Source organism: Pseudomonas carassii (assembly GCF_036324045.1).
In the GTDB taxonomy this organism is placed as follows: domain Bacteria; phylum Pseudomonadota; class Gammaproteobacteria; order Pseudomonadales; family Pseudomonadaceae; genus Aquipseudomonas; species Aquipseudomonas peradeniyensis.
Genome location: NZ_JAZDCT010000023.1, coordinates 14,847 through 30,236 on the forward strand (window position 1 = coordinate 14,847; position 15,390 = coordinate 30,236).

Below are 15,390 nucleotides of genomic sequence, written 5' to 3' on the forward strand. Positions count from 1 at the left end.
GCGCCAGTATACCAATCTCAGTCGTTTTTGCTAACCGGATCGTCGGAGAGGGCCTGGTCGACCCGCTCCAGCAGGTCGCGCACCTGTTCGCGGGTGGTGCCGCCGCTGGCCACTTCGGGGCGTTCCTGGCGGTGCAGCAGCTCGTGGGTGATGTTCAGCGCGGCCATCACGGCGATGCGGTCGGCGCCGATCACCTTGCCGCTGCTGCGGATCTCGCGCATCTTGCCGTCCAGGTAACGGGCGGCGCCGACCAGGTTGTTGCGCTCCTCGGGCGGGCAGATGATCGAGTATTCCTTGTCGAGGATCTGGACGGTGACGCTATTGCTTGAACTCATGAGTCTTGCTCCAGGGCCTTGAGGCGCAGGATCATCGATTCGATCTTGCGTTTGGCGATCTCGTTCTTTTCGATCAGGTGGGCGCGCTCCTCGCGCCAGGATCGTTCCTGAGCTACTAAGAGTGCATTTTGCCGCTTTAGTTGCTCGACCCGTTCGATCAGCAACTCGAACCGGCTCATCAGCGCTTGCAGGTCGTTCTCTTGCATGGGTTGCACTCGATTCCTTCACTCGCCTGGCGATCATGCCTGCCCCAAGGGCGCGACGGCCAGTGCCGATGGTCTTGGCGCGCCTGCCGGTGCTAGGATACAAGGTCTCCATTCTAGTCATTGCGCCGTCTGGCGCCTAGCTGCCCATGCCCAATACCCAATCGCCCTACATCGCCTTCGCCATGTTGCTTTCGAGCAATGGCCACCCCGTCACCCCCGCCGAGCTGCATGGCCTGTTGATCGGCCGCAGCTGCGCCGGCGCCGGCTTCGATGCCGATGCCTGGCTGGCCGACGCCGCCCAGTTGCTCGAGACCGAGCCCGGCGACTCGGTGCGCAACGCCCTGGTCGGCCTGCAAGAGATGGTCAAGGCCGAGCTGACCGGCGAGGACGTCGCCATCGTCCTGCTGCTGCCTTCCGATGATGCCGCACTCAGCGACCGCGCCACCGCGCTGGGCCAGTGGTGCCAGGGCTTCATCACCGGTTTCGGTCTGAACGCCGGTGGCAAGGACTTGTCCACCGATGCCAAGGAAGTGCTCCAGGACCTGGTGGCCATCTCGCAGGTCCAGGAAGCGCTGGAAGAGTCCGAGGACGGCGAGAGCGACTACATGGAGGTCATGGAGTACCTGCGCGTCGCCCCGCTGCTGCTATACACGGAGCTGGCCAAGCCGGAAGTACCCGCGCCAAAGCCATCGCTGCACTGATCTGAACGGGGTCGTTTGCCCATGAGCCACATACCCAAGGCGGAGTACGCCCGTCGGCGCAAGGCGCTGATGGCGCAGATGGTCCCCAACAGCATCGCCATCCTGCCGGCGGCCGCAGTTGCCATCCGCAACCGCGACGTCGAGCATGTCTACCGCCAGGACAGCGATTTCCAGTACCTGAGCGGCTTCCCCGAGCCCGAGGCGGTGATCGCCCTGATTCCGGGGCGCGAGCATGGCGAGTACGTATTGTTCTGCCGCGAGCGCAACCCCGAGCGCGAGCAGTGGGACGGCCTGCGCGCCGGCCAGGAAGGCGCGGTGAGTGATTTCGGCGCCGACGACGCCTTCCCCATCAGCGATATCGACGAGATCCTGACGGGCCTGATCGAAGGCCGCGAGCGGGTCTACAGCAACATGGGCAGCAACCCCGAGTTCGACCGCCGGCTGATGGAGTGGATCAACGTGATCCGCTCCAAGGCCCGACTCGGCGCCCAGCCGCCGAACGAGTTCGTTGCCCTGGATCATCTGCTGCACGACATGCGCCTGTATAAATCGGCGGCGGAAGTGAAGGTCATGCGCGAGGCCGCGGGGATCTCCGCCCGGGCCCACGTGCGCGCCATGCAGGCCTGCCGCGCCGGGCTGCACGAGTACAGCCTGGAAGCCGAGCTGGACTACGAGTTCCGCAAGGGCGGGGCGAAGATGCCGGCCTACGGCTCGATCGTCGCCGCCGGACGCAATGGCTGCATCCTGCACTACCAGCAGAACGATGCGCCGCTCAAGGACGGCGACCTGGTCCTGATCGACGCCGGTTGCGAGATCGACTGCTATGCCAGCGACATCACCCGCACCTTCCCGGTCAACGGGCGGTTCTCGCCGGAACAGAAAGCCATCTACGAGCTGGTGCTCGCGGCCCAGGCCGCGGCGTTCGCCGAGATCGCCCCGGGCAAGCACTGGAATCACGCCCACGAGGCGACCGTGCGAGTGATCACCGAAGGGCTGGTGGCGCTGGGGCTGCTCAAGGGCGAGGTGCAGGCATTGATCGACAGCGAGGCCTACCGCGCCTTCTACATGCACCGCGCCGGGCACTGGCTGGGCATGGATGTGCACGACGTGGGCGAATACAAGGTCGGTGGCCAGTGGCGCGTGCTCGAACCGGGCATGGCGCTGACCGTCGAACCCGGCATCTACATCGCCGCCGACAACCAGGCGGTGGCGAAGAAGTGGCGCGGCATCGGGGTAAGGATCGAGGACGACGTGGTGGTGACCAGACAAGGCTGTGAAATCCTGACTTCAGGCGTGCCGCGCACGGTCGCCGAGATCGAGGCGCTGATGTGCGCCGCCCGCAAGGACGTCGCATGAACCGGGTCAACCTGGCGATCATCGGCGGCGGCCTGGTGGGTGCGAGCCTGGCCCTGACGCTGCAGGCCGCGGCCAAGGCCCGTGGCTGGAAGATCCTGCTGATCGAGCCATTCGCGCCCGGCGACAGCTTCCAGCCCAGCTATGACGCACGTTCCTCGGCGCTGTCCTACGGCACCCGGCAGATCTACGAGCGCCTGGGGTTGTGGCAGACCATCAGCCGCCGCGCCGAGCCGATCCGGCAGATCCAGGTGTCCGACCGCGGCCGCTTCGGCGGTACCCGCCTGGACGCCCTGGAAGAAGGCGTGCCGGCTCTCGGCTACGTGGTCGAGAACGCCTGGCTCGGCCAGTGCCTGTGGCAGGCCATCGACAACGAGGTGATCAGCTGGCGCTGCCCGGCGCAGGTGCAGGCGATGCAGGCCATTGCCGGCGGCTATCGCCTGCAGCTGGACGACGACACTTCGCTGGAATGCGACCTGGCGGTGCTGGCTGACGGCGGTCGTTCGGGCCTGCGCGAGCAACTGGGCATCCATGTGCGCAACACGCCCTATGACCAGAGCGCGCTGATCGCCAATATCACCCCGGGCGAAGCCCACGCCGGCCAGGCTTTCGAGCGCTTCACCGAGCAAGGCCCGATGGCCTTGCTGCCACTGGCGGACAACCGCTGCGCGCTGGTCTGGACCCGCCAGGGGATGGACGCCAGGCGCCTGGCCGAGCTCGACGAGCGCAGCTTCCTGCGCGAATTGCAGGAAGCCTTCGGCTACCGCCTCGGCGCTCTGCGCCAAGTCGGTGCCCGCCATCTCTATCCGCTGTCGCTGGTCGAGGCCGAGGAGCAGGTGCGCCCGCACCTGGTGGTGCTGGGCAACGCCGCCCACAGCCTGCACCCGATCGCCGGCCAGGGCTTCAACCTGTCGCTGCGCGACGTGCAGTCGCTGGCGGACGCCCTGCTGGCCGGCCCGGCGCTGCCGGGCGACCTGGCCACGCTGCAGGCCTATCACCAGCGCCAGCGCCTCGACCAGGCCCTGACCATTGGCTTCTCCGACCAGGTTACCCGCCTGTTCGGCAGCAGCCAGCCGCTGCTGGCGGCCGGGCGCAACCTCGGCCTGCTCGGCCTGGACCTGCTGCCGCCGGCGAAAAGCTGGTTCGCCCGCCAGGCCATGGGCCTGGGCACCCGCCCCGACCCGCGAGGCCGGCCATGAGCGATGCGCGCAGGCTCGCACGGCGGGCGCGGATGCTGCGCTGGCTGCTGAACTTCTACCCGCCCTACCTGGGTGCCGGTATCCACATCCAGGAAATCAGCCCGGACATGCGCAGCGTCAAGGTGCGCATGAAGCTGACGCGGTGGAATCGCAACTACGTCGGCACCCAGTTCGGTGGCAGCCTGTACGCGATGGTCGACCCGTTCTACATGCTGCTGCTGATCGAGCAGCTGGGGCGTGAATACATCGTCTGGGACAAGGCCGCCAGCATTGATTTCATCACGCCGGGCAAGGGCCCGGTGTATGCCGAATTCCACGTCGACGACGCGCTGCTGGACGAGATCCGCCAGCAGACCGCCAGCGGCAAGAAATACCTGCCCCGGTTGCAGGTGGAGATCCGCGACGGTGCCGGCGAGCTGGTGGCGCGGGTCGACAAAACCCTATACGTGCGGCTCAAGCCGCAAGCGAGGCAGGCGTAAGGCATGGAAATGCGCGCAGATCTGTTGATTGTCGGTGCCGGTATGGTCGGCAGCGCCCTGGCCCTGGCCCTGCGCCACAGTGGCCTGGAGGTGCTCCTGCTTGACGGAGGGCCGATGACGGTCAAGCCGTTTGACGGCGAAGCACCTTTCGAGCCGCGGGTCAGTGCCCTGTCGGCGGCCAGCCAGCGCATTCTCGAGCGCCTCGGGGCCTGGGACGGTATCGCCCGGCGGCGTGTCTCGCCCTACTCGGACATGCATGTCTGGGACGGCAGCGGCACCGGCGAGATCCATTTCTCCGCAGCCAGCGTGCATGCCGAGGTGCTGGGTCATATCGTCGAGAACCGCGTGGTTCAGGATGGCCTGCTGGAGCGTCTGCACGACAGCGATGTCGGGCTGCTGGCCAACGCTCGCCTGGAGCAGCTGCGCCGCTCCGGCGATGAGTGGCTGCTGACCCTGGCCGATGGCCGCAAGCTGCGCACGCCGCTGGTGATCGCCGCCGATGGCGCCAACTCGGCGGTACGCCGTCTGGCCGGCTGCGCGACCCGTGAGTGGGATTACCTGCACCACGCCATCGTCACCAGCGTGCGCTGCAGCGAGGCGCACCGGGCCACGGCCTGGCAGCGTTTCACCGACGAAGGTCCGCTGGCGTTCCTGCCGCTGAGCCGCGATGGCCGTCAGGACTGGTGTTCGATCGTCTGGTCGACCACTCCGGAGCAGGCCGAGCAGGCCATGGCGATGGATGACGCGACCTTCCGCCAAGCGCTGGAACGGGCTTTCGAGGGGCGTCTGGGCGATGTGCTGGAGGCGGATCCGCGGGTCTGCGTGCCGCTGCGCCAGCGCCATGCCAAACGCTACGTTGAGGAGGGCTTGGCGCTGATCGGCGATGCGGCCCATACCATCCACCCGTTGGCCGGGCAGGGGGTCAACCTGGGCTTTCTCGACGCTGCGGTGCTGGCCGAGGAGCTGGTCCGCGCCTGCGAGCGTGGCGAGCGCCTGGCCGATGTGAAGGTGCTGAGCCGCTTCGAGCGGCGACGGATGCCACACAACCTGGCGTTGATGGCGGCGATGGAGGGCTTCGAGCGCTTGTTCCAGGCCAATCCGCTGCCCCTGCGCTGGCTGCGCAACAGCGGCTTGAAGCTGGTGGAGCAGATGCCCGAGGCCAAGGCGCTGTTCGTGCGCCAGGCCCTGGGGTTGTCCGGGGACCTGCCGGAGCTGGCCAGAGCGTGAGTGCCGGGGGCCGCCAGGCGGCCCCGGCAATGGATCAGGCGGTGCGCATCACGCTCATGCGCCCGACCAACGGCAGCTTGCCGAGCAGGCCGAACAGCGGCGCCGTCCAGCGCACCAGCGCCGCGCTGGCCTTGGCCGCCAGGGGCGTGTGGCAACTCCAGCCCAGCGCCAGCAGCGCCATCAGCAGGCCGCCGATGTAGTCGTCCTGCCCCCAATGGGCGCCGGCCACCAGGCGCGGCAGCATGAACAGCAAGGCCAGTGCCCAGATCACCAGGTGCTGTACCAGGCGGCGGCTGAACAGGCTCATGAACAGCGCCCAGATCAGCAGCACCGAGGCGTGGTCACCCGGGAAACTCTGGCTGGAACGGTCCTTCAGTTCCCACTTCGCTTCCATGTGCGGATAGAAGTCGCTCAGGTGCACGGCGTTGTCGAACACCATCGACGGGCTGTTGTGTTGCCAGCCCATTGCGCTGACCCACTTGGAAAACAGCGCGCGAATCACCACTAAGAGGAGTAGGGTGACCAGGAAGCCGAAAAACGCCTGGCGTACCTGGGTGGCCTTGAATACCCAATCGCCGCGGATCAGCAGCGACAGCATGATCAGGCCGACCAGGATGTCGAAGGGGCGCAGGCTGCCGACCGCCCAGATCGACCGCCAGACCAGGTTGTCGGCCAGGGGCGCATTGAGGCTGTGGAACAGCCACTCGTCGAAAGTCAGGCACAGGATCTGGCCAACGGGCCACAACCAGAAACACAGTAATGCGATGGGTAGCAGGGTGCAGGCTGCCAGGGGGCCCCAGGACCACCTTGCTTGGAACAGTGGTCGATTGTCCATAAAATACCTCGATATCCAGCAGGATTTGAGCGCCTCGTAGAGCGCTCTACGACGGACCTTTCGGTCTCCTGTAATTATTTTGTAATCATTTTTAGAAAGCCAGACAACCATGAGCGACTTGCCAGATACCGATTTCACTCAACGCTTCCTGTTCGACGACCGCGACGCCCGCGGCGAGATGGTCGCGCTGGAACGCAGCTACGCCGAGGTGCTGGCCAAGCACGACTACCCGCAGCCGGTACAGCATCTGCTGGGTGAACTCATGGCCGCCGCCGCGCTGCTGGTCGGCACCCTGAAGTTCGACGGGTTGCTGGTACTCCAGGCGCAGTCCCAGGGCCCGGTGCCGCTGCTGGCCATCGAGTACACCAGCGAGCACGACATCCGCGGCCTGGCGCGCTACGAGGCCGAGCAGATCAAGGCGGATGCCAGCCTTGCCGACCTGATGCCGGGCGGTCACCTGGTGCTGACCATCATTCCGGTCAACGGCCAGCGTTACCAGGGCACCGTCGAGCTGGACGGCAAGGACCTGTCGGAGTGCTTCACCAACTACTTCGTCATGTCGCAGCAGGTGAATACCTGTATCTCCCTGGCCGCCGATGGCGCCCGCGCTCGTGGCCTGCTGGTGCAGCAGCTGCCGGCCGAGATCCACAAGGACAGCGAGGAGCGCGAGGAAAGCTGGGCCCACGTCAAGGCCCTGGCAAACACCGTGAAGACCGAGGAACTGCTCGGCCTGGACAATGAAACCGTGCTGCACCGCCTGTACCACGAGGACGCGGTTCGCCTGTTCGATATCCAGCCGCTACGCTTCCGTTGCAGCTGCTCGCGCGAGCGCTCCGGCAACGCCCTGGTCAGCCTCGGCGAGCAGGATGCCAAGGCGCTGGTGGCCGAATGCGGCGGCCAGGTCGAGATCGATTGCCAGTTCTGCAACGAGCGCTATCTCTTCGATGCAAGCGATGTGGCGCAATTGTTTGCCGGTGGCGGCACCGAGGCGCCGTCAGAAACTCAGCACTGAAACGGTTCACTACAGGATAATCTCCTGTCGAATTGCGCAAAAACGCAGTTCTGACAGGAGGGGCCTACTTTTTTTGGGCGTTTCTGGCATAATCCGGCCACTTTTTTCGCTGTAGTAGTTTTTTCGAGACGACTACAAAACGTTTGGAGCACTCGGCCTCGGGCCGGATGGGGTATCTCATGACGCAAGCCAACAACACCGTGTACACCGACCTGAGCGTCGATGAGCTGGTAAAAGAAGCGCTGTCCCGCGGTGAAGGCGTGCTGGCCGATACTGGCGCGCTGGTGGTGGAAACCGGTCACCGCACCGGCCGTTCGCCGGCTGACCGTTTCATCGTCGAAGAACCTTCCACCCAGGACCAGATTGGCTGGGGCCCGATCAACCGCAAGTTCCCGGCCGACAAGTTCGATGCCCTGTGGGACCGCGTCGAGGCGTTCAACAACGCCCAGGATCACTTCGTTTCCTACGTTCACGTAGGCGCTGCGGCCGAGCACTACCTGCCGGTCAAGATGACCACCCAGACCGCCTGGCAGAACCTGTTCGGCCGTTGCCTGTTCATCAACCCCGAGCAGTACAACCCGGCTGGCCGTGGTGAGTGGCAGATCCTCAACGTCGCCAACTTCGAGTGCGTGCCTGAGCGTGACGGCACCAACTCCGATGGTTGCGTGATCATCAACTTCGCCCAGAAGAAGGTGCTGATCGCCGGCATGCGTTACGCCGGTGAAATGAAGAAAGCCATGTTCTCGGTGCAGAACTTCCTGCTGCCGGCCGCCGACGTGCTGCCGATGCACTGCGCCGCCAACATCGGCGAAGAGGGTGATGTCACCCTGTTCTTCGGCCTGTCCGGCACCGGCAAGACCACCCTGTCGGCCGACGAAAGCCGTTACCTGATCGGTGACGACGAGCACGGCTGGGGTGAGGGCGTGGTCTTCAACATCGAAGGCGGTTGCTATGCCAAGTGCATCGACCTGTCCGAGAAGAACGAGCCGGTCATCTGGAAAGCCATCAAGCACGGCGCGGTGCTGGAAAACGTCGTGATCGACGCCAACAAGCACGCCGACTACGCCGACGTGAGCCTGACCCAGAACAGCCGTGCCGCCTATCCGCTGGCGCACGTCGAGAAGGTCTCGGCAGAGAACCTGGGTGGTGAGCCGAACGCGGTCATCTTCCTGACCTGCGACCTGACCGGCGTACTGCCTCCGGTGTCGATCCTGAACAACGAGCAGGCGGCCTACCACTTCCTGTCCGGCTACACCGCGCTGGTCGGTTCCACCGAAATGGGTTCGGGCGGCGGCATCAAGTCGACCTTCTCCACCTGCTTCGGCGCACCGTTCTTCCCGCGTCCGGCCGGTGTATACGCCGAACTGCTGATCAAGCGTATCAAGGCGTTCGGTTCCAAGGTCTACCTGGTCAATACCGGCTGGACCGGTGGTGGCTACGGCGTTGGCAAGCGCTTCAGCATCCCGACCACCCGTGGCGTAATCGCTGCCATCCAGAGCGGCGCGCTGGTCGGTGCCGAGACCGAGCACCTGGACATCATCAACCTGGACGTGCCGAAGGCTGTTCCGGGCGTCGAGACCGAGCTGCTCAACCCACGCAACACCTGGGCTGACAAGGCTGCCTACGACGAAGCCGCCAAGGGCCTGGCCACGCTGTTCACCGAGAACTTCAAGAAGTTCGACGTTTCCGACGCCATCAAGGCTGCTGGTCCGCAGCTGTAAGCTGCAGCCGGTTCGGAAGAAAAGCCGCCCTTCGGGGCGGCTTTTTCGTTTTTGAGATCAAGGCCATTGTTGCCGTGCATGCAGGATCCGGAGGATTTCGACTTCGTCCTCCTGTACCTGGTAGATCATCACGTAGTTGGGCGTTACCACGATTTCGTGTGTTTCGATGCATCTGCCGGGCTTGTACAGGCGCGGGTTGCGAGCGGCGCGTCTGGCCTTGTCCCTGAAGGCCTCATCCAGCGCTACTGCCGCTGCCGGGTTGTCTTGCGCAACGACGGTCATGATGCGCAGGCGATCGTTGCGAGCCATTGTCGACCAGACAAGGCGCATCAGCGGTTTTTGGCTCTCAGCTCGGCTCGGCGGGCGGCAAAGAACTTCTCGACTTCTTCGTCATCCAGCGTGGGGGATGGATCGCGACGGCTGGCGTCGACCTGTTCGCTGAACCAGGTGTCGTAGGCTGCCGCCTCATGGGCCCTTTTGAGTGCCTGGGCGCGATCCGGCCGCTGGTAGGTGGTGGTCTGTCGCGGATCCCAGATCGAGCTGTCGACTAAGAAATGGTCGATACCCAGATCATGCAGGTAGCTGACCAGTGTCTCGAGCTTCTTGAACAGCCGGACGTTGCCGCTACGCTGTGCGGTGAGTACGTGCTCCTGATCGTCGACATCCACCTGGACCGCCCAGCCTCCGGGTTGCCCAACGATGTGGGTGGCGTTGATTCGACGGCTTTCAGCCAGGCGGCTGAGGTGGGCATGATCCAGTTGCAGGGTCGGCACGGGTGTATGTCTCGGCTTCATGGGACACGTACCATCTTATGCAATCTACTGTTGATTGCGACTATAGGCGTTCCCAAGTCGATGTGGGAAGCTTCGCTGACATGCAAAGGAAAACAGGTTGTCCTCATGACAGAATCCCCCCAACGCTCCGCCTTCTCCCATTTCCACCCCATCCTCACCCGCCCGCAGGACAACGACCACAACGGTCACCTCGCTGGCGCCACCGTGCATGCCTTCTTCGAAACAGCCATCCAGGCCTTCCTGGTCGAACAGGCCGAACTGGACCTGCGCGACGGTGAGCTGGCCGGCTTCGTCGTCAGCTCGGCGGCGGACTTCTTCGCCTTGCCGGGCTTTCCCGACGTGCTCGAGGTGGGCCTGGGCGTGACGCGCCTGGCAGGCAGTACCGTGGAGTTCCGCCTGGCGCTGTTCCGCCCGGGCGAGGTCGAGGCCTGCGCGGCGGGGAGTGTGGTGCAGGTGTTCATCGAGCGGGCCTCGGGCCGTCCGGTGGCCCTGCCGGAGACGCTGCAGCTGATCCTCGCCGGGCTGTCGCTCAATCGTTGAGGCGAATGATCCCCTCGCGCACGGCGAACAGCACCAGGCCGGGCACGTCGTGGATCTGCAGGCGGTGCATGATCTGCGAGCGGTGGGCCTCGACGGTCTTGATGCTCAGGCCCAGGCCATCAGCGATCGAGCGAGTGGTCTCGCCACGGGCGATCAGGCGCAGGATCTCCAGCTGGCGGGTGGTCAGCGGCGGTGTCTGGACCTGGCTGACGACACGCTTGCGGCTGTGCTTCAGGGCTTGGCCGATGACTAATGGCAGCACCGCCGACGACAGGTATTGACCGCCACCGCGCAGGGTCTGCAGGGCCTGCTCCAGTTCGCTCACCGTGGCGTTCTTGAGCAGGAAGCCATGGGCGCCCAGCTGCAGGCAGCTCATCACATGCTCGAGCTCCGAGCGTGGCGAGAACATCAGCACCCGGCTGGCGGGGGCGCGGATGAACAGTTCCTGCAGGGCCTGCTGGCTGTCCAGCTCGCCACTCATGTCGAGCACCACGATGTCCGGCTTGAGTTTTTCCGCAAGGCTCACGGCCGTCATGGCATCGCCGGTGTCGCCCACCACGACGAAGTCTTTCTTCTGTTCAAGCAGGGCACGCAGGCCGGCGCGGAAGAGCGGCGAGTGATCGGCAAGCAGGATTCGGCAGGGCATGGATAAGGGCCTGTTTCGCAAGGGAAGGGGGGCGGCAGGCCTGCTCGATCCGAAAGCGCACTGCCGCGCGGTTGCGCGATCAGTCCTTGTCTGCCGATGGGCGCGGCAGTGCCTCTTATCATAGGCGTTCGAACACCGACGGCAGTAGTGGACGCAGGGGCAGGCCCAGGGCGTGGACGCTCTCGCTGTGACCGATGACCAACAGGCCACCGGGGCGCAGGTGCGCGAGCAGACGCTGGAGTACCTCGTTCTTGTACCGTGGCGCCAGGTTCGACAACAGGTTGCGTAGCAGAATGACGTCGAAGCTGCCGAGCTGTTCAGGCAGGGGCCGGATCAGGTTGAGCGCCTCGAAACGCACCTGCTCGCGCAGGGCCGCCGAGACCCGCAGGCGGCCGGCCATCTCGTCGACGCCGCACAGGCAGTGGCGGGCCAGCCAGCCTTCGGGGAAGTAGCGTGCCTGGGCGATGTCGTAGATACCGGCAGCGGCGGTTTCCAGCAGCTGCGGGTCGAAGTCGCTGGCCAGCACTTGCCAGCCCGGATGGCGGGCGTTTTCGGCGGCGACCATGGCCAGGCTCCAGGCTTCTTCCCCGGTGGCGCAGGCGGCGCTCCACAGGCGTGCCGGGTGGTCGAGCTCGGCCAGCCAACGGGCCAGGCATTCGAAGTGGCGATGTTCGCGAAAGAAATAGCTGTCGCGGGCGACCAGAAGGCGCAGCAGGTGCTCGTGTTCCTCCGCGCCCCGGGGGCTGTCGAGCAGGGCGAGGTAGCGCTCGAAATCCGACAGGCCCAGGGCCTTGAGGCGCTTGTGCAGGCGCGCCGCGACCACGGCACGGCGATCGTCGGCCAGTTGCACGCCGGTGGCCTGTACGACCCACTGGCGAATCGACGCAAAGCTGGCTTCGCCGAGCAGTGGCGGGCGACGACCGGGCATCCTTCAGCCTCTCCTGGCCCGGGGCAGACAGACGGGGTCGGTGATGATCGTGCGCATTCCCTGCGTCCTGTGCTTGATCGAAACAGCGATGATAACTAGTGGCTAGTGGCCTCCATATCGGGGCAGCCCCTAATCCTCTGGCGGGTATGCAAACGAAAAGGCCCTGCCGATGAGGGCAGGGCCTTAGGCTTCAGGCGTAAGCCTGGCGATCAGTCGTCATGGCGCCAGTGGCGCTTGTGCTTGCGATGGCCATAGTGGTGGCCGCGGTCGTAGTAGCGGCGATCGTCGTAGTCGCGACGGTAGCGACGCTCGTGGCGTTCATCTTCGTCGGCCTTGTTGCCCATGTAGTTGCCCAGTGCGCCACCGGCGCCACCACCGGCGGCCGCGCCGATGTAGCTGCCGGTGGTGCCGCCCACGGAGCGACCCACCACGTTGCCGCCCGCGGCGCCGAGTGCGCCACCGATGGCCGCTTCGCCACGCTGGCGCTTGTCGGCACCCAGCGCACCGCCGGCCGCGCCGCCCAGGCCGGCACCGATGGCGCCGCCGGTGCTACCGCCGATGGAGTTGCCCACCACGGAGCCCAGTACCCCACCCAATGCGCCGCCAATGCCGGCTTCGGTGGTGCCGCCTGCCATGGCAACGCCGCTGAGCAGACCAAAAGACAACAACAGAATCGAGGAGTACTTCTTCATCAAGAGAGCCTCAGAGGGATGACGAAGCGGAATTTGAGGCTCGCCGAGGCGCCTGGCAATCGGAATCCGACGAGTAGCACGAGTTGTACACAATTCTCTAAGTTATTGAATTATGTATGAAACTTTCGCGATTTTCGGTTGTCTGAGCTATTTATGACGAAGCCCTGAACCGTTGCGGAACAGGGCTTTTTTGTGGGCAGATTGCTCGGAATCTGCGCTTGCCTCTGTAGGAGCGGCCTTGTGTCGCGAAAGGGGGGCGAAGCGCCCCCACGATTTGTGCATCAAGCAGATATCGCCGGGGCCGCTGCGCGGCCCTTTCCGGCCGGTCCGACGCCTCGGCAAGGCCGCTCCAACAGGGGGGCGGCACAGGGCTCAGATGATGCGCCCGTCGTCCCGCGCCCGCTCCAGTTTGATGGCGATGAACTTCGACGTCGGCGTATGGCTGCCGTCGCCGATGCTCTCCAGCGGCACCAGGGGGTTCACCTCCGGGTAGTAGGCCGCCGCCTGGCCGGCGGGAATGTCGAACGCCAGCAGGGTGAAGCCATGCACCCGGCGCACATGCTCATCGCCCCACAGCGACACGATGTCGACCTTCTGCCCCGGTTGGAAACCCAAGCGAACGATGTCGGCTTCGTTGACGAACAGCACGTCGCGCTGGCCGCGCACGCCGCGATAGCGGTCGTCCATGCCATAGATGGTGGTGTTGTACTGATCGTGCGAACGCATCGACTGCATGATCAGGTCCGGCACCTGGCCGCTGGCGCGCACGCGCTCGTCGAGCAGGCTGTCGGGCAGCAGGTTGGCCTTGAAGTTGGCGCGGCCGCTGGCGGTCTTCCACTGGCGGCTGCCGGCGCTGTTGCCCAGGTAGAAGCCGCCGGGCAGGCGCAGGCGTTCATTGAAGTCGGCAAAGCCGGGGATGGTGTCGGCGATCAGGTCGCGGATGCGGTCGTAGTCGGCCACCAGCCAGTGCCAGTCCACCGGCTGCTTGCCCAGGGTGGCGGCGGCGATACCGGCGACCACGGCCGGCTCCGAGCGCATCTGCCGCGACAGCGGCTTGAGCTGGCCGTTGGAGGCGTGGACCATGCTGAACGAGTCCTCCACCGTCACCGCCTGCGGGCCTTCGCCCTGCAGGTCGATATCGGTGCGGCCCAGGCACGGCAGGATCAGCGCCTGCTTGCCGTGGACCAGGTGGCTGCGGTTGAGCTTGGTGCTGATGTGCACGGTCAGCTCGCAGTTGCGCAGCGCCTGCGCGGTGCGCTCGGTGTCTGGCGTGGCCTGGGCAAAGTTGCCGCCCAGACCGATGAACACCTTGGCTCGGCCTTCGAGCATGGCGTGGATCGCCTCGACGGTGTTGTGACCGTTGTGGCGCGGTACCGGGATGCCGAAGCGCTTTTCGAGGGCGTCGAGCAGGAACACCGGCGGGCGTTCGTTGATGCCCATGGTGCGGTCGCCCTGTACGTTGCTGTGGCCGCGCACCGGGCACAGGCCGGCGCCCGGCACGCCGAGATTGCCGCGCAGCAGCATCAGGTTGACGATTTCCTGGATGGTCGGCACCGAATGGCGGTGCTGGGTGATGCCCATCGCCCAGCACATGATCACCCGCTTGCCCTTGCAGTACATGCGCGCCGACAGTTCGATATCGGCCAGGGTCAGGCCCGATTGCGACTGGATCTGCTCCCACGAAGTGGCATCCACCACTGCCAGGTACTCGTCCACGCCATGACCGTGCTCGGCGATGAAGGCGTGGTCGAAGATCGCCGGCTCGCCCTTGGCCTGGGCTTCGCGCTCCCACTGCAGCAGGAACTTGGCCATGCCGCGTAGCAGTGCCATGTCGCCGCCCAGGGCCGGTCGGAAGAACGCCGTGTTGGTCGGGCGATCGGTGTTGGTCAGCATCTCCAGCGGGTTCTGCGGATGCTGGAAACGTTCCAGGCCACGCTCCTTGAGCGGGTTGACGCAGACCACCTGGGCGCCGCGCTTCACCGCGTCACGCAGCGGGTCGAGCATGCGCGGGTGGTTGGTGCCGGGGTTCTGGCCCCAGACGAAGATCGCGTCGGCGTGCTCGAAGTCGTCGTAGGTGACCGTGCCTTTGCCCACCCCCACGCTCTGGCCCAGGGCCACGCCGCTGGCCTCGTGGCACATGTTCGAGCAGTCGGGGAAATTGTTGGTGCCATAGGCGCGCACAAACAGCTGGTACAGGTACGCCGCCTCGTTGCTGGCCCGGCCGGAGGTGTAGAACTCTGCCTGGTCAGGGCTGGAGAGGTTGTTCAGATGCCGGGCGATCAGGGCGAAGGCCGCGTCCCAGTCGATCGGCCGGTAACGGTCGGTGACCGGGTCGTAGACCATCGGTTCGGTCAGGCGTCCCTGGTATTCGAGCCAGTAGTCGCTTTGCTCGAGCAGCGCGCTGACGCTGTAGCGGGCGAAGAACGCCGCATCGACGCGACGCTTGGTGGCCTCCCAGTTGACCGCCTTGGCGCCGTTCTCGCAGAACTTGACCATGCCGCTTTCGGGCGAGTCGCCCCAGGCGCAGCCGGGGCAGTCGAAGCCACCGTTCTGGTTGGTCTTGAGCAGGGCGCGGATGTTCTTCAGGGCGTTGTCGCTGCCCACCCAGGCCTTGGCCACGCTGCGCAGCGCCCCCCAACCGCCAGCGGGGCCGGGGTAGGGCTTGTAGCGAGGGGTGGAGGCGGGGGCGTTGTCTGGCAGTTTTTCGTAGGAGGTCACGGCT

At 65.4% G+C, this 15,390-nt stretch carries 17 protein-coding genes; 8 read left to right on the plus strand and 9 right to left on the minus strand.

Annotation, left to right across the window (positions count from 1 at the left end):
* Positions 1-17: 17 nt before the first annotated feature.
* Complete coding sequence (locus V0R62_RS17155) at positions 18-335, minus strand: cell division protein ZapA (RefSeq protein ID WP_046853724.1); 318 nt, start codon at positions 333-335, stop codon at positions 18-20.
* Positions 332-541 (minus strand): TIGR02449 family protein, encoded by a 210-nt coding sequence (locus tag V0R62_RS17160; RefSeq protein WP_023631616.1) that lies wholly within the window; start codon positions 539-541, stop codon positions 332-334. The genes V0R62_RS17155 and V0R62_RS17160 overlap by 4 nt, the downstream gene beginning before the upstream one ends.
* 146 nt (positions 542-687) lie before the next feature.
* On the opposite strand from V0R62_RS17160, the gene V0R62_RS17165 reads away from it, so the two are divergent.
* From V0R62_RS17165 to V0R62_RS17185, 5 genes are read left to right on the plus strand one after another with little or no spacing between them, the layout of a single operon-like run.
* Positions 688-1,242 carry a YecA/YgfB family protein gene (locus V0R62_RS17165; RefSeq protein WP_330104576.1) on the plus strand — a complete coding sequence of 185 codons (555 nt, stop codon included), beginning with the start codon at positions 688-690 and terminating at the stop codon, positions 1,240-1,242.
* A gap of 21 nt (positions 1,243-1,263) precedes the next feature.
* On the plus strand, positions 1,264-2,598 hold the full coding sequence (pepP, locus tag V0R62_RS17170) for a Xaa-Pro aminopeptidase (RefSeq protein ID WP_330104577.1): 1,335 nt from the start codon (positions 1,264-1,266) through the stop codon (positions 2,596-2,598).
* Positions 2,595-3,794 carry a 2-octaprenyl-6-methoxyphenyl hydroxylase gene (ubiH, locus tag V0R62_RS17175; RefSeq protein WP_186712116.1) on the plus strand — a complete coding sequence of 400 codons (1,200 nt, stop codon included), beginning with the start codon at positions 2,595-2,597 and terminating at the stop codon, positions 3,792-3,794. The genes pepP and ubiH overlap by 4 nt, the downstream gene beginning before the upstream one ends.
* On the plus strand, positions 3,791-4,273 hold the full coding sequence (locus V0R62_RS17180) for a DUF4442 domain-containing protein (protein WP_330104578.1): 483 nt from the start codon (positions 3,791-3,793) through the stop codon (positions 4,271-4,273). Before ubiH ends, V0R62_RS17180 begins: the two co-directional genes overlap by 4 nt.
* 9 nt (positions 4,274-4,282) lie before the next feature.
* Positions 4,283-5,500 (plus strand): 2-octaprenyl-3-methyl-6-methoxy-1,4-benzoquinol hydroxylase, encoded by a 1,218-nt coding sequence (locus tag V0R62_RS17185; RefSeq protein ID WP_330104625.1) that lies wholly within the window; start codon positions 4,283-4,285, stop codon positions 5,498-5,500.
* A gap of 34 nt (positions 5,501-5,534) precedes the next feature.
* On the opposite strand, the gene V0R62_RS17190 is transcribed toward V0R62_RS17185, so the two are convergent.
* Entirely contained in the window at positions 5,535-6,335 is an 801-nt protein-coding gene (locus tag V0R62_RS17190) for a phosphatase PAP2 family protein (protein ID WP_330104579.1), read from the minus strand.
* Positions 6,336-6,444: 109 nt separating this feature from the next.
* Between V0R62_RS17190 and hslO the strand changes: the two genes are divergently transcribed.
* Both hslO and V0R62_RS17200 read left to right on the plus strand, forming a co-directional pair.
* On the plus strand, positions 6,445-7,347 hold the full coding sequence (gene hslO / locus V0R62_RS17195; protein ID WP_330104580.1) for an Hsp33 family molecular chaperone HslO: 903 nt from the start codon (positions 6,445-6,447) through the stop codon (positions 7,345-7,347).
* Positions 7,348-7,526: 179 nt separating this feature from the next.
* Positions 7,527-9,068, plus strand: coding sequence for a phosphoenolpyruvate carboxykinase (locus V0R62_RS17200; RefSeq protein WP_186712112.1), 1,542 nt, complete (start codon positions 7,527-7,529; stop codon positions 9,066-9,068).
* Between the two features lie 57 nt (positions 9,069-9,125).
* Here V0R62_RS17200 and V0R62_RS17205 read toward each other — a convergent pair whose 3' ends face one another.
* Together V0R62_RS17205 and V0R62_RS17210 are read right to left on the minus strand one after the other, a co-directional pair.
* Positions 9,126-9,398, minus strand: a complete 273-nt coding sequence (locus tag V0R62_RS17205; protein WP_330104581.1) for a type II toxin-antitoxin system RelE/ParE family toxin — start codon at positions 9,396-9,398, stop codon at positions 9,126-9,128.
* Positions 9,398-9,862 carry a hypothetical protein gene (locus tag V0R62_RS17210; RefSeq protein ID WP_256205952.1) on the minus strand — a complete coding sequence of 155 codons (465 nt, stop codon included), beginning with the start codon at positions 9,860-9,862 and terminating at the stop codon, positions 9,398-9,400. The genes V0R62_RS17205 and V0R62_RS17210 overlap by 1 nt, the downstream gene beginning before the upstream one ends.
* 105 nt (positions 9,863-9,967) lie before the next feature.
* Here V0R62_RS17210 and V0R62_RS17215 point away from each other — a divergent pair, with 105 nt between their 5' ends.
* Positions 9,968-10,402, plus strand: coding sequence for an acyl-CoA thioesterase (locus V0R62_RS17215; RefSeq protein WP_330104582.1), 435 nt, complete (start codon positions 9,968-9,970; stop codon positions 10,400-10,402).
* Here V0R62_RS17215 and V0R62_RS17220 read toward each other — a convergent pair.
* From V0R62_RS17220 to V0R62_RS17235, 4 genes are all read right to left on the minus strand, one after another.
* Positions 10,392-11,048: a response regulator transcription factor gene (locus V0R62_RS17220; protein WP_330104583.1), complete on the minus strand. Its 657-nt coding sequence runs from the start codon at positions 11,046-11,048 to the stop codon at positions 10,392-10,394. The two genes, V0R62_RS17215 and V0R62_RS17220, sit on opposite strands and share 11 nt — an antisense overlap.
* 118 nt (positions 11,049-11,166) lie before the next feature.
* Positions 11,167-11,976 carry a CheR family methyltransferase gene (locus tag V0R62_RS17225; RefSeq protein WP_330104584.1) on the minus strand — a complete coding sequence of 270 codons (810 nt, stop codon included), beginning with the start codon at positions 11,974-11,976 and terminating at the stop codon, positions 11,167-11,169.
* Between the two features lie 209 nt (positions 11,977-12,185).
* Positions 12,186-12,668 (minus strand): glycine zipper domain-containing protein, encoded by a 483-nt coding sequence (locus tag V0R62_RS17230; RefSeq protein WP_330104585.1) that lies wholly within the window; start codon positions 12,666-12,668, stop codon positions 12,186-12,188.
* Positions 12,669-13,040: 372 nt separating this feature from the next.
* Positions 13,041-15,386 (minus strand): FdhF/YdeP family oxidoreductase, encoded by a 2,346-nt coding sequence (locus V0R62_RS17235; RefSeq protein WP_330104586.1) that lies wholly within the window; start codon positions 15,384-15,386, stop codon positions 13,041-13,043.
* Between the last annotated feature and the right edge of the window lie 4 nt (positions 15,387-15,390).

Coding starts and splice junctions, on each gene's coding strand:
- V0R62_RS17190 (WP_330104579.1), bottom strand. CDS start 6,335: ATGGACAATCGACCACTGTTCCAAGCAAGGTGGTCCTGGGGCCCCCTG.
- pepP (WP_330104577.1), top strand. CDS start 1,264: ATGAGCCACATACCCAAGGCGGAGTACGCCCGTCGGCGCAAGGCGCTG.
- V0R62_RS17155 (WP_046853724.1), bottom strand. CDS start 335: ATGAGTTCAAGCAATAGCGTCACCGTCCAGATCCTCGACAAGGAATAC.
- V0R62_RS17165 (WP_330104576.1), top strand. CDS start 688: ATGCCCAATACCCAATCGCCCTACATCGCCTTCGCCATGTTGCTTTCG.
- V0R62_RS17210 (WP_256205952.1), bottom strand. CDS start 9,862: ATGAAGCCGAGACATACACCCGTGCCGACCCTGCAACTGGATCATGCC.
- V0R62_RS17215 (WP_330104582.1), top strand. CDS start 9,968: ATGACAGAATCCCCCCAACGCTCCGCCTTCTCCCATTTCCACCCCATC.
- V0R62_RS17200 (WP_186712112.1), top strand. CDS start 7,527: ATGACGCAAGCCAACAACACCGTGTACACCGACCTGAGCGTCGATGAG.
- V0R62_RS17230 (WP_330104585.1), bottom strand. CDS start 12,668: ATGAAGAAGTACTCCTCGATTCTGTTGTTGTCTTTTGGTCTGCTCAGC.
- V0R62_RS17185 (WP_330104625.1), top strand. CDS start 4,283: ATGCGCGCAGATCTGTTGATTGTCGGTGCCGGTATGGTCGGCAGCGCC.
- V0R62_RS17220 (WP_330104583.1), bottom strand. CDS start 11,048: ATGCCCTGCCGAATCCTGCTTGCCGATCACTCGCCGCTCTTCCGCGCC.
- V0R62_RS17180 (WP_330104578.1), top strand. CDS start 3,791: ATGAGCGATGCGCGCAGGCTCGCACGGCGGGCGCGGATGCTGCGCTGG.
- ubiH (WP_186712116.1), top strand. CDS start 2,595: ATGAACCGGGTCAACCTGGCGATCATCGGCGGCGGCCTGGTGGGTGCG.
- V0R62_RS17160 (WP_023631616.1), bottom strand. CDS start 541: ATGCAAGAGAACGACCTGCAAGCGCTGATGAGCCGGTTCGAGTTGCTG.
- hslO (WP_330104580.1), top strand. CDS start 6,445: ATGAGCGACTTGCCAGATACCGATTTCACTCAACGCTTCCTGTTCGAC.
- V0R62_RS17205 (WP_330104581.1), bottom strand. CDS start 9,398: ATGCGCCTTGTCTGGTCGACAATGGCTCGCAACGATCGCCTGCGCATC.
- V0R62_RS17225 (WP_330104584.1), bottom strand. CDS start 11,976: ATGCCCGGTCGTCGCCCGCCACTGCTCGGCGAAGCCAGCTTTGCGTCG.